This window comes from Desulfococcus sp. (genome assembly GCF_041737845.1).
In the GTDB taxonomy this organism is placed as follows: Bacteria; Desulfobacterota; Desulfobacteria; order Desulfobacterales; family Desulfococcaceae; genus Desulfococcus.
Window position 1 is genome coordinate 1 of sequence record NZ_JBGSQX010000029.1, and the last position, 24,813, is coordinate 24,813.

General features: G+C 62.4%; 23 protein-coding genes. 4 read left to right on the plus strand and 19 right to left on the minus strand.

Features of this window, described 5'->3' with window-relative positions; all coding sequences use genetic code 11:
* Positions 1-163: 163 nt before the first annotated feature.
* A complete protein-coding gene (gene thiL, locus ACEW8N_RS03490) occupies positions 164-1,189 on the plus strand; it encodes a thiamine-phosphate kinase (protein ID WP_373498411.1) in 1,026 nt (341 codons plus the stop codon).
* Here thiL and ACEW8N_RS03495 read toward each other — a convergent pair.
* Positions 1,186-2,148, minus strand: coding sequence for a YheT family hydrolase (locus tag ACEW8N_RS03495; protein ID WP_373498412.1), 963 nt, complete (start codon positions 2,146-2,148; stop codon positions 1,186-1,188). The two genes, thiL and ACEW8N_RS03495, sit on opposite strands and share 4 nt — an antisense overlap.
* 72 nt (positions 2,149-2,220) lie before the next feature.
* Positions 2,221-2,898: a zinc ribbon domain-containing protein gene (locus tag ACEW8N_RS03500; RefSeq protein WP_373498413.1), complete on the minus strand. Its 678-nt coding sequence runs from the start codon at positions 2,896-2,898 to the stop codon at positions 2,221-2,223.
* A gap of 269 nt (positions 2,899-3,167) precedes the next feature.
* On the opposite strand from ACEW8N_RS03500, the gene ACEW8N_RS03505 reads away from it, so the two are divergent.
* Together ACEW8N_RS03505 and ACEW8N_RS03510 are read left to right on the plus strand one after the other, a co-directional pair.
* The gene (locus tag ACEW8N_RS03505) at positions 3,168-3,635 is read left to right on the plus strand and encodes a CBS domain-containing protein (protein ID WP_373498414.1); all 468 of its coding nucleotides are present in this window, start codon (positions 3,168-3,170) and stop codon (positions 3,633-3,635) included.
* 13 nt (positions 3,636-3,648) lie between these two features.
* Positions 3,649-4,545 carry a cyclic nucleotide-binding/CBS domain-containing protein gene (locus ACEW8N_RS03510; protein ID WP_373498415.1) on the plus strand — a complete coding sequence of 299 codons (897 nt, stop codon included), beginning with the start codon at positions 3,649-3,651 and terminating at the stop codon, positions 4,543-4,545.
* A gap of 53 nt (positions 4,546-4,598) precedes the next feature.
* On the opposite strand, the gene ACEW8N_RS03515 is transcribed toward ACEW8N_RS03510, so the two are convergent.
* From ACEW8N_RS03515 to ACEW8N_RS03560, 10 genes are all read right to left on the minus strand, one after another.
* Complete coding sequence (locus tag ACEW8N_RS03515) at positions 4,599-5,156, minus strand: EF-hand domain-containing protein (protein WP_373498416.1); 558 nt, start codon at positions 5,154-5,156, stop codon at positions 4,599-4,601.
* A gap of 269 nt (positions 5,157-5,425) precedes the next feature.
* Positions 5,426-5,686: a hypothetical protein gene (locus ACEW8N_RS03520; RefSeq protein ID WP_373498417.1), complete on the minus strand. Its 261-nt coding sequence runs from the start codon at positions 5,684-5,686 to the stop codon at positions 5,426-5,428.
* A 120-nt stretch (positions 5,687-5,806) separates the two neighbouring features.
* Complete coding sequence (locus ACEW8N_RS03525) at positions 5,807-6,241, minus strand: hypothetical protein (protein WP_373498418.1); 435 nt, start codon at positions 6,239-6,241, stop codon at positions 5,807-5,809.
* 88 nt (positions 6,242-6,329) lie between these two features.
* A complete protein-coding gene (locus tag ACEW8N_RS03530; protein ID WP_373498419.1) occupies positions 6,330-6,548 on the minus strand; it encodes a hypothetical protein in 219 nt (72 codons plus the stop codon).
* A 435-nt stretch (positions 6,549-6,983) separates the two neighbouring features.
* A complete protein-coding gene (locus ACEW8N_RS03535) occupies positions 6,984-8,813 on the minus strand; it encodes a sigma-54 interaction domain-containing protein (protein ID WP_373498420.1) in 1,830 nt (609 codons plus the stop codon).
* A gap of 215 nt (positions 8,814-9,028) precedes the next feature.
* Positions 9,029-9,556 (minus strand): glycine cleavage system protein R, encoded by a 528-nt coding sequence (locus ACEW8N_RS03540; protein ID WP_373498421.1) that lies wholly within the window; start codon positions 9,554-9,556, stop codon positions 9,029-9,031.
* 32 nt (positions 9,557-9,588) lie between these two features.
* Positions 9,589-11,043, minus strand: a complete 1,455-nt coding sequence (gene gcvPB / locus ACEW8N_RS03545; RefSeq protein WP_373498422.1) for an aminomethyl-transferring glycine dehydrogenase subunit GcvPB — start codon at positions 11,041-11,043, stop codon at positions 9,589-9,591.
* A complete protein-coding gene (gene gcvPA / locus ACEW8N_RS03550; RefSeq protein ID WP_373498423.1) occupies positions 11,040-12,377 on the minus strand; it encodes an aminomethyl-transferring glycine dehydrogenase subunit GcvPA in 1,338 nt (445 codons plus the stop codon). The genes gcvPB and gcvPA overlap by 4 nt, the downstream gene beginning before the upstream one ends.
* A gap of 3 nt (positions 12,378-12,380) precedes the next feature.
* On the minus strand, positions 12,381-12,785 hold the full coding sequence (gene gcvH / locus ACEW8N_RS03555; protein ID WP_373498424.1) for a glycine cleavage system protein GcvH: 405 nt from the start codon (positions 12,783-12,785) through the stop codon (positions 12,381-12,383).
* A 106-nt stretch (positions 12,786-12,891) separates the two neighbouring features.
* Entirely contained in the window at positions 12,892-14,157 is a 1,266-nt protein-coding gene (locus ACEW8N_RS03560; protein WP_373498425.1) for an aminomethyltransferase family protein, read from the minus strand.
* 339 nt (positions 14,158-14,496) lie between these two features.
* Here ACEW8N_RS03560 and lpdA point away from each other — a divergent pair, with 339 nt between their 5' ends.
* The gene (gene lpdA, locus ACEW8N_RS03565; RefSeq protein ID WP_373498426.1) at positions 14,497-15,930 is read left to right on the plus strand and encodes a dihydrolipoyl dehydrogenase; all 1,434 of its coding nucleotides are present in this window, start codon (positions 14,497-14,499) and stop codon (positions 15,928-15,930) included.
* A gap of 82 nt (positions 15,931-16,012) precedes the next feature.
* Here lpdA and ACEW8N_RS03570 read toward each other — a convergent pair whose 3' ends face one another.
* From ACEW8N_RS03570 to ACEW8N_RS03600, 7 genes are all read right to left on the minus strand, one after another.
* A complete protein-coding gene (locus tag ACEW8N_RS03570; RefSeq protein ID WP_373498427.1) occupies positions 16,013-16,465 on the minus strand; it encodes an aminoacyl-tRNA deacylase in 453 nt (150 codons plus the stop codon).
* A gap of 22 nt (positions 16,466-16,487) precedes the next feature.
* Positions 16,488-18,485 carry a (Fe-S)-binding protein gene (locus ACEW8N_RS03575; RefSeq protein ID WP_373498428.1) on the minus strand — a complete coding sequence of 666 codons (1,998 nt, stop codon included), beginning with the start codon at positions 18,483-18,485 and terminating at the stop codon, positions 16,488-16,490.
* A gap of 140 nt (positions 18,486-18,625) precedes the next feature.
* Positions 18,626-19,576, minus strand: coding sequence for an electron transfer flavoprotein subunit alpha/FixB family protein (locus tag ACEW8N_RS03580; RefSeq protein ID WP_373498429.1), 951 nt, complete (start codon positions 19,574-19,576; stop codon positions 18,626-18,628).
* A gap of 53 nt (positions 19,577-19,629) precedes the next feature.
* Positions 19,630-20,400, minus strand: coding sequence for an electron transfer flavoprotein subunit beta/FixA family protein (locus ACEW8N_RS03585; protein ID WP_373498430.1), 771 nt, complete (start codon positions 20,398-20,400; stop codon positions 19,630-19,632).
* A 156-nt stretch (positions 20,401-20,556) separates the two neighbouring features.
* Entirely contained in the window at positions 20,557-22,974 is a 2,418-nt protein-coding gene (locus ACEW8N_RS03590; RefSeq protein ID WP_373498431.1) for an FAD-dependent oxidoreductase, read from the minus strand.
* A 123-nt stretch (positions 22,975-23,097) separates the two neighbouring features.
* Complete coding sequence (locus tag ACEW8N_RS03595) at positions 23,098-24,105, minus strand: branched-chain amino acid ABC transporter permease (RefSeq protein ID WP_373498432.1); 1,008 nt, start codon at positions 24,103-24,105, stop codon at positions 23,098-23,100.
* A gap of 21 nt (positions 24,106-24,126) precedes the next feature.
* Positions 24,127-24,813 (minus strand): branched-chain amino acid ABC transporter permease (locus tag ACEW8N_RS03600; RefSeq protein WP_373498433.1); only part of this gene is annotated, 687 nt, incomplete at its 5' end.

Genomic DNA, 24,813 nt, shown 5'->3' on the forward strand with positions numbered 1-24,813 from the left:
ACCCGGTGACCTCCGCCGCGACCGGCCTTGCCGTTTTCGGCCTGGCCGGCGAGATCGCCGGCGCCGCGTCCGACGGCCCCGGCACCTTCATGATTCGGCTGCTGGATGCGCTCTACACCGTAACCCCGGACCAGGTCCGCACGGGGGCCAGGATCGAGGGGCCATGACCGACTTCAGGGATGTCGGCGAGTTCGGTTTCATCCGGCGGATCCAGGGGGCGTGCCTGGTCCGGCCCGAGGGCGTGGCGGTGGCCATCGGCGACGACGCCGCAGCTTTTGTCGTGCCCGAGGGCGAGGTGACCCTCGTCACCACCGACCTCCTGGTGGAGCGGGTCCATTTCCTGAGGGACGCCGCCTCCCCCGAGGATCTGGGGCACAAGGCCCTGGCGGTCAACCTGAGCGACATCGCCGCCATGGGGGGCACAGCCCGGGAGGCCTTCGTGAGCATCGCCGTTCCCGGGGGCTTGGCCCTCGAGTATGTCGAGGGGATGTACCGGGGGATGACGTCCCTGGCAACGGCCTTCGGCGTCAACATTTTGGGGGGGGACACCACCGCCTCCCGGGCCGACCTGATCATCAATGTCGCCGTGGTCGGGTCGGTTCATGAAAAAGAGATGCTCCGGCGCGGCGGCGCCCGTCCGGGAGACCGGCTTTTCGTCACCGGCGCGGTCGGCGACAGCCGGGCCGGCCTCCACCTGATCCTCAACCGGCTTCCGGCGGACGAAGAGGCACTGGCGGCCCTCATCCGCGCCCATCACCGGCCGCGGCCCCACCTGGCGGAGGGGCGGTTCCTGGCCCAATCCGGGGCGGTCCGCGCCGCCATTGACGTGAGCGACGGGCTCAGCTCCGATCTCGTACACGTGGCCCGGGCCTCCGGACTGGGCGTCCGCATCGACGCCGGTGGCCTCCCCCTCTCCCCAAACCTGGCGCACTTCTGCCGGAGGCTCGGCTTCGACCCGGTGGCATACGCCCTGGCCGGCGGGGAGGATTATGTGCTGGCGTGCGCCGTGGACCCGGGAAAAGCCGCGGCCCTCGCCAGGGCGTTCGAAGCCCGGTTCCACCGGCCCCTCCACCCCATCGGCGAGATGACCGGCGGCGGGCGCATGGAGGTCGCCCGAGACGGCTCCGTCACGCCCCTTCCCCCCGCAGGATGGGAGCATTTCCCGGCATCCCCCGACAGACGGGCCTAACGACAGGGCGCCCTTTCCGGCCCCTCGAAGATGTCGGCCATCCGTGTGACGGCCCAGCTTTCGAGGTTCAGGCCTTCGAAAAATCCGCAATGACCCCCGCGGGGCGTCCGCTCGATGACAAGCCGATCGGATGCCGGCAGCCGCAGGAGATCGACGGCCGGGATCACCGGGTCGTCATCGCTTGCGATGATGTGGCAGCAGACCTCCAGGGTCCTGAGGGTGTCGCCCAGCAGGGAATACCCGTTCAGATAAGACCGGGCATTGGGATACCCCGTATGCCGCGGCGCGAAATAGGCGGTCATCTCCCCCAGGGTCTTCAGACGAAAAAGATTGTCCAGGCCCTCCGATTCCGGAAAATATCGGTGTTTGATCTGGAGGGAGCGTCGCCATTTTCTCATAAAATAGTCATGGTAGATCCGCGGCCCGAATTCGAGGACCGCCATGGTCCGGACCGGGTTCAGAACCGGGCTGACCGCGACCACGCGGTGCAGGGAAATGCCCGCCCCCGGGGCCCGGGCCGCCGTCCTCAGGGCGAAATTGCCGCCCAGGGAGAAGCCGCCCAGGAAGAGCCGCCGGTGGGGGAAGTTTTCCTGAACGGCCGCGACCGCGCCGACGACTTCATCGATCCGGCAGGAGTGGAAGAGACCGGGGTTGAGGTGGTGGGTCGGTCCGTGGTCCCGGAGGTTGAGCCTGAAAATATCGAGCCCCCGGTCAAAGAGCCGCGAGGCGGCGGAGATCATGTAGACCGAATCGCTGCTGCCCTCCCAGCCGTGGATCAGCACGACGATATTCCGGCCGCGGCCCCCATGGGCGGTGTATTCGCCCTGGAGCCGGACACCCGCTCCGCAATCCAGGACGTGCGTCCGGGAGCGATCGAGGAACCGCCGTGCACGGCAGCGGACCAGCGGGCGCCGCAGCTTGATGCTGGCAGCAATCGATTGCACATGGGCGTTTTTCATCAGCCCCCGCGGGGCGAACGCCGTCTTCCGGATCTCTGATGACGCCATAGGAAAGGGATTTGGCGGCGGGGTTTATTCGCCGGCCACCTCCTTGCCGCAGTGCCTGCAGATTTTTGCCCGGCTCTTGATGATCTCGGCACAGAACGGGCATTCGCGGGTGAAATGACGCTCATGGATCTTCCTCACCGCCTTGAGCACCTCCTCCTGGAGCTTTTCGTTGCCGAACCGGGCGGTTTTCAGCGCATCGACGGCCTCCACGGGGCCGATGTCACCCATCATCTCCGCCGCCTTCAGGCGGACCCGGGCCGGCTGGCCCGAGTCGAGCAGCAGCCTGAGGATCTCGATGGTGTTCTGGTTGACGTAGCAGTCGGCCAGAATCGAAAACCCTTTCTTGATGTTCTCCTTGAGCACCTCCTCCTGGAGCATGACCTGGTCGTCGATGACCTGGCCGGTACCCCCGACGGCGCTGAAGACCGGCATGCACTCGAAGTTCTTTTCCCCGAGATAGCAGATGCAGCGGTATGAGGCGAGATGGCCGTAGTTCTCCTCTATGTTCTGCCACCCGTCCTTATATAGGGAGCAGTCGTCGTTGAAGCAGACAAACAGGTAGGGCGCACCCCACCCCAGACCGTCGCTGAAGTTGATGGGCGGCACCTCCCAGACGCTCATCAACTGATTGCAGTGGGGGCAGTTGGGCTTCTCCTGCATCATCATTCTTTCCAGAAATTGGTCCTTGGTCTCGATGGCCATTATCATCCTCCTTGAAAAAATTCCCGGATTCGGGAATTTTGTATGGTTATAGTGTATCACGGTTCCGGTCTGAGACCTTATATAAAGATCGCGCCCGCCGCAAGAATTATGTCGCCCCCGCTCCAGATGGCAAGGTTCCAGCCGTGGGGTTTCACCATAATCATTTAAAATTGATATGGATTTTTGCTCAAGGGTTTGACAGCGACGGGCGATTCTGGTAATCTCCAACCGTTTGGCCTCACCTCGATATCACACGACAGGAGCCTTCCATGAACATCACCGCCAAAGACGTAATGACCCCCCGCTTTCATACCCTGGCCCCGGACATGCCCATCTCCGAGGCGGTCAAGCGGTTCAAGCAGGCGACCGAGGACGAGGGAAGAAAAATCTTCGGGATGCTGGTCACCGACGGGAGCGGCCGATTGGTCGGCATGCTCTCCATGTACGACATCCTGCTGTTCATTCAGCCCAAGCATGTCCATATCTGGGGCGCCATGGACGACGTGGATATCGTCGGTCTGGTGGATGACGCCTGCGACCGGGCAAAGACCATCCTCGTGGGCGACATCATGACCACCGAGGTCATCTCGATCTCCCCCGAGACCCACCTCCTGTCGGTGCTCGACATCATGATCAAGAAGCACATCCGCCGGATACCGGTGGTGCGCGACGACAGGATCGAGGGCATCGTCTATGTGTCCGATCTGTTTTACCACCTGGTTGACAAAATGATGTAGCACGGGAGGCACCATGGCCATCATTCAGACGAACACCATCCTGTCGGAACTGACCGTCCGGGAGACCATGCGGCGTCAGGTGATCTCGCTTCCCCGGGAGGCCGGCCTGTCGGACTGCATCAACCGGATGATCAAGTTCAAGGTGAACGCCCTGCTGATCACCGGCGAGGCCATGTCCCCCCTGGGGGTGGTTTCCAAGACCGACATCATGGGCGCTTACTATGCCGGCCTGCCCGTCGATCTTCCGGCGGGGGACATCATGATCTCCCCCCCGCTCTTCTGCCGCATGGAGGATACGCTGGAGGCCGCCCTGGAGCAGATGCGGCATCACGGCGTCTACCGGCTGTATGTCCAGGGGGAGGGACGCGGGGCCGCGGGGGTGATCGCCTATCCCGACATCGTGGGCATCCTCTACCAGTACTGCCACGAATGCAAATACAGCCGGCTCCGGCGGGCCGACAGGGCCGGCGTCGATCCCGTGCTGCGGTTTCAGGTCAAGGACGTCATGACCGCGTCGGTCCGGTCCCACGGGGAGAATGACTCCCTCCTGCAGGTCATGGAGGGGCTCTCGGAGTACCGGATGGGCGCCGTCCTCATCACCGACCAGAGGGGGGCGGCCTCGGGCGTCGTCTCCAAAACGGACCTGGCCCTGGCCTACCGGCACGGCTGCGACCCCGAGGCCCCGGCCCGGACCATCATGACCGCTCCGGTGCGCTCCTGCGGCGAGTCGGAATACCTGGAGGCCGCCATCCGCAAGCTCATCTTTTCCCAGGTCCACCGCATCTTCGTCTTTCGGGACGATCCCTCCGGGATCACGGGCGTCCTGTCCCTTTCGGACGCGGCCAGGGTCCGGTCCGGCTCCTGCCAGGCCTGTGTGAGCAGCCGCATCACGGTGGGCGCCCAGGTATAGAAAACGGCACCCGGGACCAGGCGCCGTGACATGCGCTTCACCGGCCGGGCCCCTTATCCGCCGGACTTGTGGTGGTAGTCTTCCCCCTTGCCGTGGGCGGTTTTGAATTCGTGCCATTCGTCGTGGCTGATGCTGCTGTCCCCGTTGATATCAATGGCCTCGAAGACCGACTTTTCCGCTTTCGGAAAATGCCCGTTGAACTCCTCCCAGGAGAGGGAGTCGTCTCCGTCCTTGTCAATGTCGCCCATGTGGATCATATACGGGGCGGGGTCAGGAAGCTCGCCCTGGTGATAACTGCCCTTGCCGCCCTGGGCAGGGCCCGCCATGCCGTGGGCTGCCTTGAAATTGTGCCATTCCTTCTGCTCGACGGCGCCGCTGCCGTCGGTATCCAGGGCGTCAAAGACCTTACGGTCCGGATCCTTGAAATGGGCGTTGTACTCCTCCCAGCTCAACGCCCCGTCTCTGCTGGCATCGAGGCTGTTGAACCTGACGTCGTATTTCTTCAGATCCATCCCGCCCGTCATGGCGCCATGGCCGGCATCGGATCCGGCCCAAACCCCGACCGGCAGGGCCAGCACCGCGGCGATCACTGCAGCGTAAACAGAATTCATGATGATGTCTCCTTTTTCTCTTGAATGTTGCCCTCAAAATGGATTCCTGCATGACAGGACAAACCACTGATGCCGAGGAAAATAAGTATCGGGGGGATGTTCGTCAATCACCGGGCGACCCGGCAGGGTCTTCCCCTGCCGGGGTCATGGTGAGGAACAGGGAGGACCAACGCGGTCCGAGAACGGAAAACGGGCGGAAATACCCTCCCGGATGCCCTTGGGAACGGGCCCGCACCGCAGGGGGAATTCAGAGGGCAGGGCTGGGGATCCTAAACATACTCTTCGCAATAGATGACATTATTGCCAAAGGATGGGAGCCTGCAGATATGGTTGTCACCGCAGTTCACGCACAACCCGCTGTCGGCGTCGAGGCATTTCACCGCCGGCCTGCCCTTTACGGCGGCCGCGGAATCATCCGGAGCTTCGCATCGCAGCACCGGTTTGTCTTTTTTGAGAATGTCTCTCAGGGTGAGATACTCTGATCGATACAGTCCGTGTTCGTTGAGTCCGTCCAGCAATGATAGCCTCATGTTTGAATGAATCGTCTTTGAAAAAAAGTCAGCCCCCAGCAGCCTGGAAGCAGAGGCCGCCGTCAGCGCGCATCCGCGGGATACGCTGAAAAAGGCCGCCCATGCTCCGGGCGGGACGGGTCAATTCGCCGACATGCCCGGCGGCGCAACCTCCGCATACAGGTTCTTGAGGGCGGCGGCAAAGAAGGGGGGTTGCGGCGTCGAACTGAGCTTTTCGGCGATTTTTCGGACGTCGAGGTTGATTTCACACGGAAAACCGCCCTGGCCGTTTTTCATTAGCTGAATCAGCGCCTCGCTCGCAAGAATTCTGGCGTCGTAGTAAATGTTGTCGTCGGCCAGGATCGTGACGACCTGGGAAATCAGCTCCCCGCATGGATTCCGGATCGTTCCGATTCGTTTCAGGGCCTCCTCGCGAAGCCGCCAGTTTCCCTTGTATCGCAGTATCCGCACCAGGCCGGACTGACAGTCCGCCAAATTGCCGTTCTCCCCCAGCTTGTCAAAGAGATCCAGAACGGTTCCCCAATCGGTAAGGTTTCCAAAGGGATCTTGCTTCATTTCCGTATTCCTCTTTTTGAATGGTCCCTGTCAAACAGCTTTCAATCGATCCGCATCTGCATTGCCCGGATACCCATTTTCGCGGTCTTTATTCATCAAGATATTCCGAATACTTATCAATTTGTGTTGGGGTGAGATGGCGAACCCGCATCGTCTTCTTGGGGTCAACGATATTCCGGGGGCCAAACAGGCGCCGCTCAAGGCGCTTGACCTTTCCTTCAGGTGTAATGACCAGAAATTCATCCTCTCCGGTATCGTCAAGCACGACAAAATATTTTCCGGAAGCGTTGTTTTTTACGAGTTCCACAGCGAATGACTCCAAAGGCGATTTTTGATGCGTTCGCAAAAGGTCGATTTCCAGACGGTTTCGCAAAAAAAGGCCGAGATCAAGGCTTGCGAATCCCTAAGAATGAAAAGCACTTACAGTACGCCTCAGTGACGAGGGGTGAAACATAACGCAGATATCGGCCTTTTTGCGAAACCGTCAATTTTATCCATCCACGCATCGCAATGGGGATGCTGTTGCGCGAACCTCTTTTCCTCGGGTTTGTATAAAGCAAAAGCAATGCCACCCCGGGCACATGGATCTAACCGGTTGATAACATGTTCAAATCCTGCAAATGAATCTGCGCCCGCACCCTCCCGGAATGGGCAAAAAGCGCCCGCATGGAACCGGATATCGGCGTAACTAATTGTTATTGTTTTTTTGTTTATTGTGTGCGGTTTCGCCCGGCATGGGCGCTTATGGCACTCCCGGCGTGGATATCTTGCGGAAAAGCGCTCTTCGAGATATGCCCAGGAGGGCGGCGGCCCGGGTCCGGTTGCCGCCCGCCTGGCGCAACGCCTTTGAGATCAGGGACTTTTCCAGGTGCTGAACCGCTTCGCGGAGATGTAATTCCGCGGGGACCGCTTCCCTTCTGACTTCTGGATCGGGGGAAAGGAATTCGATGGCGCCCAGGGTGACATACCGCTGCAATACATTGCGCAGTTCCCGGACGTTGCCGGGCCAGTCATATTCCGTGAGAATGTCCATGATGCCCCCGGGGACCCTTGCGGTGCCGGAAGGGGTTTTCATGTTGCGCAGGAAGTGCTCCACCAGCAGGGGGATATCCTGCTTCCGGTGGCGCAGCGGCGGCAGTTGAATCTGGATCACCTGGATGCGGTAGAAAAAATCGCTGCGCATTTTTCCGCCATGGACCTTTTCGTTCAGAGCCACATTGGAAGCCGATATCATCCGGAAATCGGGCGACAAGGTTTCCATGCCGCCCACGGGCCGGTATCCGCCCCCTTCAATGGCCCGCAGCAGCTTTGCCTGCATGTTGAGGGTCAGTTCGCTGATTTCATCCAGAAAGAGGGTGCCGCCGTCGGCCATGTCCAGATAGCCCGGGGCATCCGCGTGGGCGCTGGAAAAAGCGCCTTTGCGATGGCCGAAAAATTCCCGCTCGAAGAGGGATTCCTGGATTGCGCTGCAATTCACCGCGATGAACCGATTGTGCTTTCTGGCGCTGTGGTTGTGTATGGCGTGGGCGACCAGCTCCTTTCCGGACCCGGATTCTCCGAATATGGCAACACTCGCATCCGTTGCCGCCGCCTTCAGGATAAGCTCATAGACCTCCTGCATGGCCGATGAGCGGCCGAGAATATCCCCCAGGCGATACCGCTCCTTCAGCGAGGATCGCAAAACCCGGTTTTCATCGTTCAGCAGGTCCGCCGCGCGCTGTGCGGCCATCTGCTGCTCCTTGATCTCCGTGATGTCCTTGAATGTCGAGAGCATTGCGGGCTGCCCCCTGAAGGTGATCGGGCTGTGGCAGACCTGTATCCAGCAGGTCTTTTCCGATCGCGCAAGGCGGTGGAGGGCCTCGACCCTGCCCGTGATGACGTCGCCCGAGACGGCCTCGTAGAGCCGTGCAATCTCATCCGCATCCCCCGCGGGAGGGCTGTGCACCCACCCATTGGCCATCTTCTCCGGGGAAGGGACATTGAAGATTTTGCAGAATGCCGGGTTTACATAATAAAAGCGGGCATTTTGCACAAGGGTCACCCCTTCGTCGACCTGTTCGGTCAGCACGCGATAGCGCTCCTCGCTTTCCTTGAGCGCCTCCTCGGCGCGTTTGAGCCAGACCACCTTGCTCAACCTCTCCCCGATGGCCCTCAGCAAACGCTCCTCCTCCTCCAGAAAGGTTCCGCCGTCGCCCTCCGGCGGGGCCTGGATATAAAAGACCTCCACGTCGCCCACGTGGCTGCCGTTCAGCAGGATGCTGCTGTTCTGGCGCCAGCGCGTCGGGGTAAAATGCTTTGAGGTATACACCTCTGCGTCGAGCCGGATACGGGCGCAGGCGTTGTCGGGATACTGCCAGGCGGCTGGAATCAGGTCAACGGCGCGCTGCATGATCCATGACAGGGATACGTCCTGATTTTCCAGGAGGTTGGAGATGCCGTAAAGGCAGTTCAGCTCCTTGATCCGCTCGGCGAGGGCGTTCGGCGCGGTGGACATCGGCAAAGGCTTGCACGCCGCGGGGTCCGCCGGGACCTGGCCCGGGGGCGGCATATCTTCGGTGTGATGGGCGTTCATGGCTGCTTGCGGTAAAATCATGGATGATTGAATGGATGAGGATGCGGGAGCATCGGCTCATGCATCCTCACGGCCTCCCGGATCATTCATCGTGGCCGCCCATTTGTAAAGCAAAAAAAGGAGCCTCCCCGCAGAGGGTTGGTTTTTTCCCCGGCATACCGGGGAAGCGGCCGCCGCCGATGCGGATGGCGCAGGGGCGGCGGCCGGCAAGGGGCTTATCGGAAGGAGATATCCACGTTCAATTCGTTGGCGATGCGGTCCAGCCCCCGGTCAATGGCCTCGACGGCCGTTGTTTCCGGGATCAGGACGATCATCTCCATGCTGTAGAGGTCGACGCCGCTTTCCGGAGAGGGGCGGACCTTGGAGGTCAGGCTCTCGATATTGACCTGCTGATTCGCCAGGTAACGGCTGATTTTGTAAACGATGCCGGCCTGGTCCAGCCCCTCGACGCGCACCTTCCGAAGGCTCCCCGTGGGGGGGATGCGGGGGGCGGCCTCGGGAAGGACCCTGAGGAAGGCCGAGATGTTCTTTTCCCGCTCCAGCCGACGGCAGGCCATGTGGAGCGTCTGTTCAAGATCGTCTCCCTGGCCCGTAAACAGCAGGATCAGGGTGAACTCGTCCGCCAGGCGGGTCATGGTGGTGTCTTCCAGGTTGCACCCGGTTTCAAAAAGCACCTCGGTCACGTCCGCGACGATTCCCGGGCGGTCCGTGCCGAAGGCTGTCATGATAAAGCGCTTTTCCATTCATCCCTCCATCGTTGATGTCGAACATTTCCCTATCCGCATAGGCAGGGTTTCCGGGCCGCCGTGGCCTCGTCCAGCCGCCGCACCTTCGGGATCGTGGGCGCCTCCCGCAGCAGCTCGGGGGTTTCCGCGGCTTCCTGGACGACGGCCTTGAAGGCCTCGATGAACTGGTCGAGATTCTCCTTGGGCTCCGTTTCGGTCGGCTCGATCATGATGGCGCCGTGGACCACCAGCGGGAAATAGATGGTCGGCGGGTGGAAGCCGTAGTCCATGAGGCGCTTGGCCATATCCAGGGTGGTGATCTTGTAATCCTCCTGGTTTTTGTCGGTGAAGACGCATTCGTGCATGCAGGGGCGGTCATAGGGGAGGTGGAGGACGCCCCTCAGCTTTTCCTTGATATAGTTGGCGCTCAAGACGGCGTGCTGGCTGGCCGTCTTGAGGTGCCTGCCCATGCTCAGGATGTAGCTGTAGGCCCGGATCAGGATGCCGAAATTGCCGTGGAACGCGTGGACCTTCCCGATGCTGTCAGGCCGGTTGTACTGGAGGGCGTAGATCTCGCCGTTCTTGACCACCCGCGGCACGGGAAGGAAGGGTTCCAGGTGCTTCCTGACGCACACAGGCCCCGCGCCCGGACCGCCGCCGCCGTGGGGGGTGGAAAAGGTCTTGTGGAGATTGAGGTGGATGGCGTCGATGCCGATCTCGCCCATCTTGACGACGCCCATGACGGCGTTCATGTTGGCGCCGTCGCCGTAGACGAGGCCGCCTTTGGCGTGGACAACCTCGGCCACCTTCCGGATGTTCTCCTCGAAGAGCCCCAGGGTGTTGGGGTTGGTCACCATGATGCCGGCCGTCTCTTCGTCCATGAGGGCCTCCACCGCCTCGACGGAGAGGACGCCGTCCTCGCCGGAGGCCACGGGGATGGAGGCGTATCCGCAGAGGGAGGCGGAGGCCGGGTTGGTGCCGTGGGCCGTGTCCGGGATGAGGATCTTCGTCCGCTTTTCGCCCTTGCGCTTATGATAGGCGTAGAAGAGCAGCATGGCGGTCAGCTCCCCGTGGGCGCCGGCGGCGGGCTGCACGGTCGTGGCGTCCATGCCGGTGATCTCGCAGAGGAACCGCTCCAGCTCATACATGATCCTGAGGGTGCCCTGGGCCAGGTCCGGCGGCAGCATGGGATGGGCGCCGGCAAACCCCGGCAGGGCGGCGATCTTCTCGTGGATCTTGGGGTTGTATTTCATGGTGCAGGAGCCCAAAGGGTACATGCCGGTGTCCACGCCGAAATTCCACTGGGAAAGCCGGGTGAAATGCCGGACCACATCCACCTCGGAGAGGTCCGGAAAATCCGGGCCGTCTCCCGCGAATGATGCGTCCAGGGGCGCGGCCGCCACATCGGATTCAGGGATGGAGATGCCGCAGCGGCCTTTCTTGCTCTTTTCCCAGAGCAGGGGTTCGTTCATAATCAGGCCGGTGGTGCCTGCGCGTTCGGTCATGACGTCACCTCCTTTACCAGTGCATCCATATCGGCCTTGCGGTGGGTCTCGGTGGCGCACAGGAGATAGTGGCCGGCCAGTTCCGGATAGTGGCATTCGAGGGGGATTCCCGCAACGATCTTCCTGCCGACCAGTTTCTTGTAAGTGGATTCAAACCCCTTGGGAAATTCAACGACGAACTCGTTGAAGCCCGGACGGTCGAAGGGGATCCGGAGGCCGGCCTGTTTCAGCTCCGATTTCAGGTATTCCGACTTGTCCCGGTTGAGGCGGGCCAGCCGGCGGATGCCGGTGCCCCCCACCGAGGCCATGTACATGGTGGACATGGTGGCGCAGAGACCCTGGTTGGAGCAGATGTTGGAGGTGGCCCGCTCCCGGCGGATGTGCTGCTCCCGCGTGGCGAGGGTCAGCACGAACCCCCGCTTGCCGTCACGGTCGGTGGTCTGGCCGATGAGGCGCCCGGGCATGTTTCGCACGTATTTGTTGAGGGACGCGAACATGCCGAGTCCGGGGCCGCCGAAGGACTGGGGGATGCCCAGGCTCTGACCCTCGCCGCAGGTGATGTCGGCCCCCTGGCTTCCGGGGTTCTTGAACAGGCCGTAGGCCAGCGGCTCGGTGAAGCAGATCACGGAGAGGGCCTTCAGGGCGTGGGCCTTGTCGCCTGCCGCCTGGAGATCTTCAACGCAACCGAAGAAATTGGGCGACTGAAGGGCGACGGCGGCCAGGCTGTCGATGCCGTCGAGGGCGGACAGGTCCGTGGACCCGTCGGGCAGGTAGGGGAGTTCGACGATCTTGTAGCCGGTCGGCTCGAAATAGGTTCGAACCACCTGCCGGTAGTGGGGGTGGATCAGCTTCGACACGGCCACGGCGGTCTTCTTCCCCCGCTCGATCCGGATCGCCATGAGCAGGGCCTCGGCCAGGGCGGAGGCGCCGTCGTACATGGAGGCGTTGGCCACCTCCATGCCCAGCAGGCGCGCGGTCAGGGTCTGATACTCGAAGATGGCCTGGAGGGTCCCCTGGCTGATTTCGGGCTGATAGGGCGTGTAAGCGGTGCAGAATTCGGACCGGGAGAGGAGATACGGCACCGATGCCGGAATGTAGTGGCTGTAGCTGCCGGCGCCCACAAACACCCGGTATTCCGGCGGGCTGGCCATCCGTCCGGCCAGGGCCGCCATATGCTCGGCAAGCTCCCACTCGGTCATGTCGGGCGGCAGGTCCAGCTCCCCCTTGAAGCGGCAGTCTTCGGGGATGGATGAGAAGAGATCATCCAGGGTCGCCGCCCCGACCACCTGAAGCATTTCAACAACGTCTTCATGGGTGTGCGGTAGATATCTCATGGATTACAATCCTTTCAGCATATCGAGATAGGCGTCCTTGTCCATCAGGGCGTCGAACTCGGCCGAGTCGGTCGGCGCGATTTCGATCATCCAGCCGTCGTCATAAGGCGATTTGTTGACCCGCTCCGGATCGTCCGACAGACCGGTGTTGACGGCGACGATCCGCCCCCCCATGGGCATGTAGAGTTCGGATACGGCCTTGGTCGACTCCAGGGTCCCGAACTCGTCGCCTTTCCCCAGTTCCGCGTCCACCTCGGGCAGTTCGACGAAAACGATATCCCCCAACTGGTCCTGGGCATAGTCCGTGATGCCGATCTTGACGGTATTTCCTGTTTTGGTTGCCCATTCATGGTCTTTCGCATACCTGTAGCCGTCTTTCAGAATGATTTCATTAAGTTCTTTGGCCATGATTCCCTCCTTCTCTGTGGATGATCGGTTGTCGATAAACGGTGCCGTATGGCGGTTGGGTTTTCATATTTCGACGGTATGGGCCGCCGGCAGCGGCGACGCCGGTTCAGAGCATCTCTTTCATGGGTTTCCGCGCCGTGCGGTTCGGCCGGATGTTTTCCTCGACGAGGACCTGGACCGCCCGACGGGCGTCCTTGAGTGTCAGCACGGCGCCGGGGGCCAGGGGGCGTTTCACCTTGACAAAACCGCAGCAGAGCCCCTTGATCCGGCAGGCTTCGGGCCTGTCCGGGCTGGCGATGCTGTAGATCCGGTCCTGGTGGCGCCCGATGGCCATGTCGGTGGCGCAGGTGAGGACCGTGCCGATTTCGGCGCCCCCCGCATCCAGAACCGCCGCCGGAAGGGTGACCTTTCTGAGGTCGAAGCCGGCGAAGGGGTAGGTGAATTCCGGATTCGCCACGGCGGCCAAGGCCTGGTCGCCGATGAAGGATTTGGTGAACCCTCTGCCCGAGGCATCGTAGAGGAGGGCGAAGGACCAGGGGGTGTTGAGAAAGGGCCAGGGGCCGATATCCTGGTGGGACAGGGGAAGCACGGCGCCGGCGCGCAGGGAGTCGCGGGCCGCAAGACCGCAGGCCGTAAGCCCGAATTCCCCGCCGGCATGGATCACCTTCTCCCATAACCCCGCAAACTGCCCGGGGGCGATGAAGATCTCGAACCCGAACTCGCCGGTGTACCCGGTCCGGGAGAGCAGGATGGGGGTCCCGTCAGCAAGCCTTACCGCATCAGCCAGGGGCGACGCCGCATCGAAATGCCCCTTGAAGGAAAAATAGGTCATCCGGTCGAATACGGCATCGGGCGATTTCAGGATCTTCCGCACCACCCTGGCCGCCAGGGGGCCCTGGACATCCATTTTCCCCAGGCGGTCCGTCAGGTCGATGATCCGGACATCCGCCCCCCCCGCATGGGCCGCAAGGTGGGCCGCCACGGGCGCCCCCATGCCCGCATTGACAACGATCATGTACTCGTTCGCCGCGAGATGGAAGACGATGGCGTCGTCGATGACCTCCCCTTTTTCGTTCAGGAAGGCGCCGTAGACGCATCGGCCCGGGAAAAGCGCTTTTTTCTCCGACCCGATGCAGGCCGCCATATCGTTGGAAAAGCATTGCTGCAAGAGCCGGAGCGCGTCCTCGCCGGACACCAGGAGGCATGCCATATGGCTGGTGTCGAATGCCCCCGCATGGGTCAACACCGCCAGGTGCTCGTTTTTCGCGGATGCATACCACAAGGGCATTTCATAGCCGCCGAAATCGGCCATGTTGGCACCATGTGAGATATGCCAAGCGTGAAGAAGGGTTTTCTTGGAATGACTTTCCATGGTTTTTCTCCTTAGCGTGTTGGGAAAAGGTAATTGCGTGGTTGCCCCTGCTGGATGCGGCGGCAAGCGGCAGCAGGATGGACCATGGGCAACGCGATTACCGGTGACGTCCTTTGTGCGATGCTGTTTGGTTTCGTTATCGGGGGGCTCTTGAGTCGCATATTGGTTTAGATTGATGTATATGTCAATATTATTTTATCTTGCTTTGCATATGATAAAAAATTTTGCTTCGTTTTTATTAAATTTGATAATTTCGCCAAAATCGTATATGTATCCGGATATCTTGTTCGTCAAATCCAGCGAGTGCGGCTGAAACCCATTGGGAGACAAGGAGGGCGTATGGCAACACGAATAACCATTATCGGCGCGGGTCCGGGCGGATATGTGGCCGCGGTGCGCGCCGCGCAGCTCGGGGCGGAGGTGACGGTGATCGAGCGGGAGACCGTCGGCGGCACCTGCCTCAACTGGGGGTGCATCCCGTCCAAGATCATGATCCGGACGGCGGCGGTTCTGGAGGACTTCCACCGGGCCGCGACCTTCGGCATCCAGGTCGACACGCTCCCCCGGGTCGACATGGCCCGGCTCATGGCCCGGAAAAGCGAGATTCTGGCCACCCAGGCCAAGGGCATCCTCGATCTGCTCAAGCATCATAAAATCCGCCACATTCCGGGCGACGCCCATGTCAAAGAGCCGGGCCTTGCGACCGTGCGCCGCACGGAGGAGGCGGATATCGACGTGGCCTGGGACCGGCTCATCATCGCCACCGGAACCGAGCCTCTCAACATCCCCGCCCTTCCCTTCGACGGGGAACGGATCCTCTCGAGCAACCACGCCCTCTCGCTCACGGCGGTGCCCGAATCGATCCTCATCGTCGGCGGCGGCGTCATCGGGTGCGAGTTCGCCTGCATGCTCTCGGGCCTGGGAGCAAAAGTGACGGTGGTCGAGGCCATGCCGCGGCTCCTGCCCCTGCCGTCCGTGGACGAGGCCTGTTCCAAGACCCTTCAGCGGGAGATGAAAAAGAAGAAGATCGCCTTCATGGTCGACAAGACCGTCACCGGTTATGAAAAGACCGATAGCGGGCTCCGGGTGACCATCGGCCCGTCGCCGTTTCTGGAATCGCCCGCGGAAAAAGACCGGAAGCCTATCTCGGCCGAGGTCGAAAAAATGCTTGTCTGCATCGGCCGAAAGCCCAATTCAGGGGCCATCGGCCTCGAGAATATCGGGGTCCGGACCGACGATCGGGGATGGATCATCGCCGACGACGCGATGCGGACCTCCGCGCCGAACGTTTTCGCCATCGGCGATATTCTCGGACCGGCCAAGGTCATGCTGGCCCACGTGGCGTCCACCGAGGGAGAGATCGCCGCGGAAAACGCCATGGGGGGCGAAAAACGCATGCATTACCCTCTCGTCCCGGGCGCCATTTTCACCACGCCCGAGGTGGCCGATGTGGGGCTCACCGAAGCCCAGGCCCGGGCGGATGGCCTTCCGGTCAGGGCGGACTCCGTCCTGTTCCGGACCCTGGGCAAGGCCCAGGTCATGGGCGAGATCTCCGGTCAGGCCAAGATCGTTTCAAACGCGGATACCGGGAGGGTGCTGGGGGTCCATATCATCGGACCCCACGCCACCGACCTCATCGCCGAAGCGACCCTGGCCATCAAGATGGGCGCCACCGTCGGGGACATCGCCGATACCATCCACGCCCATCCCACCCTGGCGGAGATCCTGCTGGAAACCGCTTTGAAGGCCGCGGGCCGGCCGGTTCACGGATAAATCGACAGATCCACCGCGTTCCACCAAAACCGGAGAAGGGGCCTTCCGGGGCGGCCGTCGACGCGCCGCCCCGGAAGGCTCATCAGACGATTTTCGGATTGCAGACCTTTTTCAGGTCCCAGGCCCTGATTTTGAACGATTTGTCGTGGACACCGGGATTGAAATAGACATGGTCCTTTTTCGTCAGCTCCGCATCCATGAAAATCGGCAGGTCGGTCAACTGCCCGAAGGGCGGGACGCATCCCACCTCGCAGCCGACCTTCAAGGCCACCTCTTCGGGTTTGGCGAAGGAGACCTTCCTGGTGCCGATGCCGGCCGCCGCCTTTTTCCAGTCCACCTTTTTGTCGCCCGGCAGCACCAGAACGACCATCTCTTTTTCCTTGGTCACCACCACCAGCGATTTCACGGTCTCGGCCTCGGAGACGTTCAGGGCCAGGGCCATGGCCGGGTTGGTGTAGACCGGTTCGTGCTCGAAAATTTCATACGGGATCCCGGCATCCTTCAGGATGCCGATGATTTTTTCTTCCAGCGTCATGGGTTCCTCCCGAGGCCGCCGCTTATGCCGTGGCTTCGTCTATGATTTCAGCAATGTCCCTGACCTCCACCGCGGCCCCGGTCTCCATGAGGCCGTCGGCCAGCATGGTGGCGCAGAAGGGGCATGCGGCCGCCACGGTCGCCACGCCCGCGCCCACGATCTCCTCGGCGCGGTCGGTATTGATGCGCTTGCCGATGGTCTCCTCCATGAACATGCGCCCGCCGCCGGCGCCGCAGCAGAATCCCTTGTCGCCGTGCCGTTTCAGTTCCACCAGACGCCCGCCGCCGTTCATGCTCGACAGCAGGTTCCGCGGGGCCGTGTAGATGCCGTTCCAGCGACCCAGGTAGCAGGAGTCGTGAAAGGTGAGATCCCCCAGGCTTCTGCCGTTGGGTACGAGCCTCCCCTGCCGGTGGAGGTCGAAGAGGAACTCGGTGTAGTGGACCACCGGGTACGATGCGCCGAACTGCGGGAACTCGTTCTTGATGATGTTGAAGCAGTGGGGGCACCCGGTGACGATCTTTTTGGGGCTGTACTGGTTGAACACCTCGACGTTCTGCTGGATGAGCATCTGGGCCAGGTACTCGTTGCCGGACCTTCGGGCCAGGTCGCCGTTGCAGGCCTCCTCGGGCCCCAGAATCGCGAAATCGACCCCGGCGCGCTGCATCACCCGGGCCAGTGCCCTGGAGATCTTCCTGCCCCGGTCGTCGAAGGCGCCGGCGCACCCCACATACCAGAGGACCTCGGCCTCGGGCCGGTCGCTCATGAGGGGGACGTCCATGCCCCTGGCCCAATCGGCCCGGGTGTCGGCCGAGAAGCCCCACGGGTTGGCCTGGTTCTCCAGGTTGGTGAAGGTCTCCTGCATTTCGGGCGGGAAATTGGCCTCCATCAGGACCTGGTGCTTGCGGGTCTCGATGATGAAATCGAGCTGCTCGATGTTGACCGGGCAGATGTCCTCGCAGGCCCGGCAGGTGGTGCACGACCAGATCACGTCGTCGGTGACGGGGGAGCCCTCCCGCAGGATCGGCCGGATGCTCTCTTTGTAGCCCGACAGGATCGGGTCGGCGTGCGCAAACAGGTCGATCTTGATATCGTGGATGATCTTCTTGGGCGACAGGGGCTTGCCCGTGGCGGACGCCGGGCACTGCTCCTCGCACCGCCCGCACTCGGTGCAGGCGTAGAGGTTCAGCACGTTCTTCCAGTTGAGGTCGTTCACCTTGCCCAGGCCGAAGCTCTCCGCCGCCTCGTTTTCGATGTCGGTCCGGACCATGGCTTTTTCCCGCCGGAGGGGCTTCAGGAACACGTTGGGCGCCGCCGCCAGGAGGTGGAGGTGCTTCGACCCGGGGATGTAGACCAGAAACCCCAGGATGGTGGCCATATGGATCCAGTAGCTTGCCTCGTAGCCGATGAACACCTGCTGCGGGGTCAGCCCGCCCAGCCCCAGGAAGGCGGCCAGGGCGCCCGACACGGGCAGCACGGCGGCATAGTCGAAGGTTGACGGCATCAGGGTCTGGAAGGCGTTGATGAGCAGGAAGGTCACGATGATGACGCAGGTGAACAGAATGATCAGGCTGGCGTCGATCCCCATGGTCAGGTACCCGGGGCGCACGAGGGCCCTCCGGTAGACGGCGTAGGCAAACCCCGCCAGCACCAGCGACGCCAGGATGTCGGCCGCATAGAGGTAAGCGCCGTAAAGGCCGGGGGCCAGGTGGGCCACGTCAAAGACCGGAATGACCCCCTTGACCATGAGCTCCAGGGAATGGGGCTGAACCGCCAGAAACCCGAAAAAGATCAGCATGTGGGACAGGCCGGGAAGCAGTTTCCGCCGCACGTTGGACTGGCCCAGGACATCCGTGAAGATGATCCTGACGCGGTCCCAGACGCGGTCCAGCTTGAATTCGGTCTTGCCGTCCACCGCCATCATCAGGCGGTAGAGGCGTTTGACCTTCTGGTAAAAGATGGTGAACGCGGCCCCGAGGGCCGACAGCATGATGAAGGATTTGACGAGGATGTAGCTTTGCATGGCACACTCCAGTTGCGACGGCATGTCCGGTCGGGGCCCCGGCCCCTCGCCCGGCATGCGGGTCTCGAAAAAGATCACGGCACGGCCTGACCCGGATGCCGGGCCGCGATCGGCGCCCGCCCAGGGGCGGAGTCGACGGGTTACTTTTCCTTCAACGCCCGGGTCAGTTCGGGGACGATCTCGAACAGGTCGCCGATGATGCCGTAGTCGCATTTCTCGAAAATCGGCGCATCCTTGTCCGTGTTGATGGCCACGATGACCTTGGAGGTCTTCATCCCGGCAAAATGCTGGACCGAGCCGGACAGGCCGCATCCGATGTAAAGCTTGGGGCTCACGGTTTTTCCGGTCTGGCCGACCTGCTTGGAATGGGGCGCGAACCCGGCATCGACGGCGGCGCGGGAGGCCCCGACAGCCGCAGATCCCAGGGCCGAAGCACATTCCTCGAGGATTTTATAGTTCTCGGCCGAGCCGATGGGGCGGCCGCCGGTAATGATGATGGCTGCTTCGGTGAGGTCCATCCGGTCCGTGCCGGCCAGTTTCGTCTCCACGATCCGGACCCGGCCCGGGTCCGGCACCGATGGCGCGAAATTCAGGATTTCCGCCGTCACGGGGGTCTTGACAGGCTCCACGGCGTTGGGTCGGATGGCCGCGAGCAGAACATCCGCGTTCAGGCGGATGGTGGCCACGGTCTTGCCGGAAAAATGGGACTTGCGCACGGTTTTTTCCGCGAAATTCACCGCCACGCAGTCGGCGGCCAGCGGCAGGTTCACGGCGGCGGCCAGGCGGGCGAAGATGTCCCTGCCCCGGGCGCTGGCCAGGCCCAGGACGCCCGCAAGGGAATATTCCCGGATGGCCGCGGCCAGCACCGCCGCCTGGAGGTCCGGGCTCTTCTCGATCCCCTCGCCCGCAGCCGCCACGATTTTGCCCGCGCCGTAGGCTGCAAGTTCATCCTTGACGGCGTCGGCCGCCCCCGACATCACGATGGCGTAGACATCGTTTTTCCCCTGTTCGGACGCGGCGGTGAGGACACCGAAGTTCGTGCTCTTCAGCTCGCCGCCCTCGATCTCGATCAACACTCCTATATTGGCCATTGGATGATTCTCCCCGGCCCTTCATGCCGAAAGGGCCTCGTATTGGTTGGTGGCTATAAGACCTTTTCTTCTTCCTTCAGGATCCGGATGAGTTCCGCGACCCGGTCGCGGGTGGCGCCTTCGAGGATCCTGGCCCCCGAGCGCTCCGGAACGGCTTCCAGCTTGAGAAGCTCCGTCCCGGCCCCGGCGGCGTCGATCCCCAGGTCGGCCAGGGTGAACTGCTTGATCTCTTTCTTCTTGGCCTTCATGATGTCCGGGAATTTCGGGTAGCGGGGCTCGTTCAGGCCCTTGGTCGCCCCCAGGATGCAGGGCGTCGGGGCCTCCAGCACCTCCCGGGAGCCGGCGCCGATCTCCCTCTCTGCGACGGCCTTGCCGCCGCCCACGGTGAGCCGCATCACCTCGTTGATCACCGGCAGGTTCATGGCCGCGGCCAGGCGGTACTGGGTCTGGAACCCCTCCGTGTCCACCGAGCCCTTCCCGGTGAAGATGAGATCGGGCTTGCCGTCCTTCTCGATGGCCGCCTTGAGGGCCTGGCTGGTGATGCCGCTGTCGAGGAACTGGCCCTCGACCTTGACCAGGATGCCCCGGTGGACGCCCATGGCCATGGCGCCGCGCAGGGTCCCTACGGCGGCTTCGGGCCCCACGGTCACCACCACCACCTCGCCGCCTTCCTTTTCGACCAACTGGACGGCGGCCTCGATGGCATATTCGTCATAGGGGCTGGCAATGAACTTGCACGTTGAATCGTTATACCCGTTTTCGCCGACGACCTTGATGTTGGCCGCCGTATCCGGCACATGCTTCACACATACATAGATTTGCATGGTATCTTCCTCTTTTTTCGAATGCCTTGGTGTTTCCGGCGCCGGCTCCCCGGGGTCCGGTGCGGTCCGGCGCGGTCCGGCGCCGGATGCAAGCCCCCGGGCGCGGGACGGGGAGAAGCGGTTCCCGCCCCGCGCGGCCGGGGGTGCTCTGGACGATCAGGATTTTATTTTTTCATTCCTGGGATCGTAGAGCGGCATGGCGACCACCTCCGCCGCGCGCATCTTCCCCAGGATCTCCATATCGAGCCGGGTGCCGGGGGATGCGAATTCCGGCGGAACATAGCCCAGGCCGAGGCTCTTGCCCACCCGGTGGCCGTAGCCGCCGGAGGAGGTCATGCCGATGCGCCGCCCGTCCTTGTAGATCCCGTTGTAGCCCCACGGATCCGCATCCTCGGCGTCGACGGTCATGCAGACCAGCTTCAGGGCGATGCCCCGGGCCTCCTCGGCCTGTAGGGCCTCCTTGCCGATGAAGTCCTTGTCCCACTTCACCGTCCAGTCCACGTTGGTTTCGAGGGGGGAGTGGTGGACGTTCATCTCGCTCTTCCACCCCAGGTAGCCCTTCTCCAGACGCATGGAATCCATGGCGTACATGCCGATCATCTTGAAGTTGAATTCTTTTCCGGCAGCCGCGAGGGTTTCGTAGAGGGAGATCTGAGCTTCGATGGGATGAAAAATCTCATACCCCAGCTCGCCCACGTAATTCATGCGGTTGACCCGGCACTTGACGCGGCCGACGAAGATCTCCCGGCTCGTTCCGAAGGGGAAGGCCGCGTTGGACACATCCGCGTAGGCGGCCTTCTGCAGGAGATCCCGGCTCCTGGGTCCGACGATGACGAAGCATCCCATGCGATAGGTCAGGTCTTCCATCCGGACCGAGCCGTCTTCGGGCAGATTCTGGATCATCCAGTGCTGATCATGGCGCTTGCCGACGCTCGCCGTCACACAGAAATATTCCCCGTCCCCCACCCGGGTGACCGTCATGTCGGTCTTGAAGGTCCCCTTCCGGTTCAGCATGGGGGTGAGGGCGATGCGGCCGTCCTTGACCGGCACCTTCTGGCAGGTCATGTGGTTCAGCCAGGCTTCGGCGCCGGGGCCGCTGATCTTCGTTTTCGCGAACCGGGTCAGGTCGATGAGGCCGACATGCGCTGCGGCGTGACGGCACTCGGCCGCCACGTAATCGAAGGTGTTGTTGCGCTTCCAGCTCGGGATCTCGCACCGGTCTTCCGCATTGTCGGTGAAATAGTTGGGACATTCCCAGCCGAAATAGTCGCCGAAGGAGGCCCCGGCCTGCTTCTGGTACTCATAGATGGGGCTCGTCCGGTTGGGCCGGGCCGCCGCCCGCCATTCGTTGGGATAGATGATCGAGTAGAGCCGCGGGTAGGTGTCCTCGATTTTTTCGTGGTTATAGGCCCAGTTGGCATAGGAACCGTAGCGCCTGCTGTCCATCGACCAGAGATCGATTTCCGGTTCCCCTTCCATGATCCAGCCGGCAATGTAGTGGCCGACGCCGCCGGCCTGGGTGATGCCGAAGCTGTAGCCGCAGGCGTGGAAGAAGTTTTTCAGCGGGTAGGCCGGACCGACCAGGGGATCCCCGTTGGGCGTATAGGTGATGGGGCCGGCGGTCACGTGCTTGAAGCCCGTCTCGCCCATGATCGGGAACCGGTAAATGCCGGCCTCGATGAATTTCGCGATATGGTCGATGTCGGGCTGGAGCTCGGTCTGGGCGTAATCCCAGGGCACGCCCTCGGGGTACCACTGCTTGACCTTGCTTTCATACAGGCCGAGGATGAGGCTGTTCATCTCCTGGCGGATGTAGATGGAGCTGTCGGGGTCGCGGACCAGGGGCAGCATGGTGGGGCTCTTCTCGACGGCGTCGATGGCCTCGAACAGGATATGGGTGTGCTCGCCGGCGATGGACGGGATCTCCAGGCCGACCATGGCCGCCACCTGCGGGGCCCACAGGCCGGCGGCGTTGACGACCCATTCGCAGGTGATGTCGCCCTTGCTGGTGTGGACCACCCATTCGCCGCCCGGCGTCCGGTCGATGCCGGTGACCTGGGTGTGGGTGTTGAGCTCGGCGCCGTGCTTCTTGGCGCCGATGGCCATGGCCTGGGTGATGCCGTTGGGATCCACGTCGCCGTCGTCGGGCCAGTAGAGGCCGCCCAGAAAGCCTTCCACGTTCATCAGCGGATGCAGCTTGCTCATCTCCGCGGGGGTGACCCAGTCGACGTTGAGCCCCAGACAGCGGTTCATGCTATAGACGTATCCCAGCTCCTGCATGCGGCCGGGGTTGTCGGCCGTCCGGATGGAGCCGGTGGTGTGCCAGCCGACGGACTGGCCCGTCTCTTTTTCGAGATTCTGGTAGATCTCGATGCTTTTCATGTTGACCTGGGTGGGGTAGTAATTGCTGTGGAAGAAGGAACAGTTCCCGGCGGCCATCCAGGTGGAGCCGGATGTCAGTTCATGTTTTTCAAGGAGGACGACATCCTTCCATCCGTATTTGGCCAGATGAAACGCAACGCTGACGCCGATGGCGCCGCCTCCGATGACGACTGCTCTCGCATGTGTCTTCATAATTCCTTGATCTCCTTGTTAGTGAATGTAGCGCACAACAGCGTGCGCGGTGTATGCATGATCAACGCTTTCAGCATGGGCTTCCGCCTGCAATCATTCGGCCGGCATGCGGCGTTTCGCGGCTCATGTCCGCAGCGAGGCGCCGTTCAGGAAGTAATTGAGGGCGCGGTTTTTGGGATGCCGGATATGGACATCGAAGAACTTGGCGAACCCGCCGGGGTAATAGATCATGACGAAGATGAGCAGGAGCCCGTAGATGATCAGGTTGAGGCCCGGGAGGTTGGAGAGGCCCGAGCGGACGAGCTCCATGGCGAGGATGAAGGGGAAGGCGATGGCGGCCCCGCCCCAGAGGCTGCCGCGGCCGCCGATGTAGGCGACGGCCAGGACCTCGACGGTCTTTGCCGTGTGCATGATGTCGGGGGTGAGGATGCCGTAGTAGTGGGCGTAGAACCCGCCCAGGAGGCCCGCCAGGGTGCACGAAAGGGTGAAGTTGAGAATCCGGTAGTAGGTCGGATTGATGCCCGAGGTCCTGGCGGCGTCCATGTTCTGGCCGATGGCCTTGAAGGCGATGCCGATCCTGGAGCTGACGACCCTGCTGCAGATGAGATAGGTGACGAGCATCAGGCCCAGGATCAGGTAGTAGTAGGGGACGTTGGAGGCGGTCTCCAGGAGCCGGGGCGTGCGGAGCCCCAGGGGCCCGCGGGTGAGCCAGACCATCTTGGTGGCAAGGCCCATGAGGGCGAGGCCGACGAACCAGGCCATGACGGCGGCGAAGATGCCCCGGAGGCGGAGGGTCAGCATGCCGGTGAGGAGCCCCAGGAGGCCTGCGGTGACGGCGCCGCAGAAGACGCCGATCCATGGGGTCACGCCGAGGCTCACGGCGAGGATGGCCGAGGTGTAGCCGCCCAGCCCCAGGATGGCGTAGAAGCCGAAGTTGACGATGTTGATGAACCCGGCGGTGAAGTCGAAGGCGATGGCGCCGGCGGCGATGAAGGCCGCCGCGATGAGCCACCGGATCAGGTATTCCTGGTTGAAGGGCGGGACAACGGGCAGGACCGCCAGGATGGCGAGCCCGAGCAGGCCCGCCGGGGTCAGGTTCAATTGTCTGAGCAGTTTGTCGAATGGATTCATGACGCGCTAACCTCCTGAGGTCTATTTGTCGAGGACGCCCCGGACTTCCGAGCCGAAAATGCCGCTGGGTTTGAAGATGAGCACCAGGATAATGAGGGCGGTGGGCACGACGAAGTCCCATCCGGCGCCGATGTATTCGACGGTGACCACCTTGAGGAGGGCGACCATGAAGCCGCCGGTGAGGGCGCCGATGATGTTGCCCAGGCCCACGAGGATGACGATGAACCAGGCCATGTAGAGGGCCTCGAGGCCGACGGTGGGGTAGGAGGGGTAGAGGAAGAGGAGGCTGGCGCCGGCCACGGCGGCGAGCGAGCATCCCAGGGCCATGGTGAAAATGAGGATGGCGCTGAGGTTGATGCCGACCATGAGGGAGCCGGTCTCATCCTGGGAGACGGCGCGGATGGCGCGCCCCATGCGGGTGGTCCGCATGAAAAGCCAGAAGGCCAAGATGACGACGAGGGAGAAGAGGAAGGCGAAGAGCCGGTCCCGGGAGATGAAGACGTCCATGATGGAGACCGGCGGGCCGGACCAGTAGCGCACGATGCCCTTGAAGTCGGCCCCGAAGATGAGGAGGTGTCCGTTGATAAGGAGCACGGCCAGGCCGACGGTGAGGAGGAAGGAGTTCATGACCCAGTTGTCCCGGCTGCGGCGGCGCATGGGGGCGAAGACCGCGATCTCGGTCAGGGCCCCGGCGGCGGCGCCGGCGGC

What these genes read in the sequence shown, in the direction of transcription:
- thiL (WP_373498411.1), top strand. Translation starts at nt 164, where the DNA reads ATGACCGACTTCAGGGATGTCGGCGAGTTCGGTTTCATCCGGCGGATC.
- ACEW8N_RS03495 (WP_373498412.1), bottom strand. Translation starts at nt 2,148, where the DNA reads ATGAAAAACGCCCATGTGCAATCGATTGCTGCCAGCATCAAGCTGCGG.
- ACEW8N_RS03500 (WP_373498413.1), bottom strand. Translation starts at nt 2,898, where the DNA reads ATGGCCATCGAGACCAAGGACCAATTTCTGGAAAGAATGATGATGCAG.
- ACEW8N_RS03505 (WP_373498414.1), top strand. Translation starts at nt 3,168, where the DNA reads ATGAACATCACCGCCAAAGACGTAATGACCCCCCGCTTTCATACCCTG.
- ACEW8N_RS03510 (WP_373498415.1), top strand. Translation starts at nt 3,649, where the DNA reads ATGGCCATCATTCAGACGAACACCATCCTGTCGGAACTGACCGTCCGG.
- ACEW8N_RS03515 (WP_373498416.1), bottom strand. Translation starts at nt 5,156, where the DNA reads ATGAATTCTGTTTACGCTGCAGTGATCGCCGCGGTGCTGGCCCTGCCG.
- ACEW8N_RS03520 (WP_373498417.1), bottom strand. Translation starts at nt 5,686, where the DNA reads ATGAGGCTATCATTGCTGGACGGACTCAACGAACACGGACTGTATCGA.
- ACEW8N_RS03525 (WP_373498418.1), bottom strand. Translation starts at nt 6,241, where the DNA reads ATGAAGCAAGATCCCTTTGGAAACCTTACCGATTGGGGAACCGTTCTG.
- ACEW8N_RS03535 (WP_373498420.1), bottom strand. Translation starts at nt 8,813, where the DNA reads ATGAACGCCCATCACACCGAAGATATGCCGCCCCCGGGCCAGGTCCCG.
- ACEW8N_RS03540 (WP_373498421.1), bottom strand. Translation starts at nt 9,556, where the DNA reads ATGGAAAAGCGCTTTATCATGACAGCCTTCGGCACGGACCGCCCGGGA.
- gcvPB (WP_373498422.1), bottom strand. Translation starts at nt 11,043, where the DNA reads ATGACCGAACGCGCAGGCACCACCGGCCTGATTATGAACGAACCCCTG.
- gcvPA (WP_373498423.1), bottom strand. Translation starts at nt 12,377, where the DNA reads ATGAGATATCTACCGCACACCCATGAAGACGTTGTTGAAATGCTTCAG.
- gcvH (WP_373498424.1), bottom strand. Translation starts at nt 12,785, where the DNA reads ATGGCCAAAGAACTTAATGAAATCATTCTGAAAGACGGCTACAGGTAT.
- ACEW8N_RS03560 (WP_373498425.1), bottom strand. Translation starts at nt 14,157, where the DNA reads ATGGAAAGTCATTCCAAGAAAACCCTTCTTCACGCTTGGCATATCTCA.
- lpdA (WP_373498426.1), top strand. Translation starts at nt 14,497, where the DNA reads ATGGCAACACGAATAACCATTATCGGCGCGGGTCCGGGCGGATATGTG.
- ACEW8N_RS03570 (WP_373498427.1), bottom strand. Translation starts at nt 16,465, where the DNA reads ATGACGCTGGAAGAAAAAATCATCGGCATCCTGAAGGATGCCGGGATC.
- ACEW8N_RS03575 (WP_373498428.1), bottom strand. Translation starts at nt 18,485, where the DNA reads ATGCAAAGCTACATCCTCGTCAAATCCTTCATCATGCTGTCGGCCCTC.
- ACEW8N_RS03580 (WP_373498429.1), bottom strand. Translation starts at nt 19,576, where the DNA reads ATGGCCAATATAGGAGTGTTGATCGAGATCGAGGGCGGCGAGCTGAAG.
- ACEW8N_RS03585 (WP_373498430.1), bottom strand. Translation starts at nt 20,400, where the DNA reads ATGCAAATCTATGTATGTGTGAAGCATGTGCCGGATACGGCGGCCAAC.
- ACEW8N_RS03590 (WP_373498431.1), bottom strand. Translation starts at nt 22,974, where the DNA reads ATGAAGACACATGCGAGAGCAGTCGTCATCGGAGGCGGCGCCATCGGC.
- ACEW8N_RS03595 (WP_373498432.1), bottom strand. Translation starts at nt 24,105, where the DNA reads ATGAATCCATTCGACAAACTGCTCAGACAATTGAACCTGACCCCGGCG.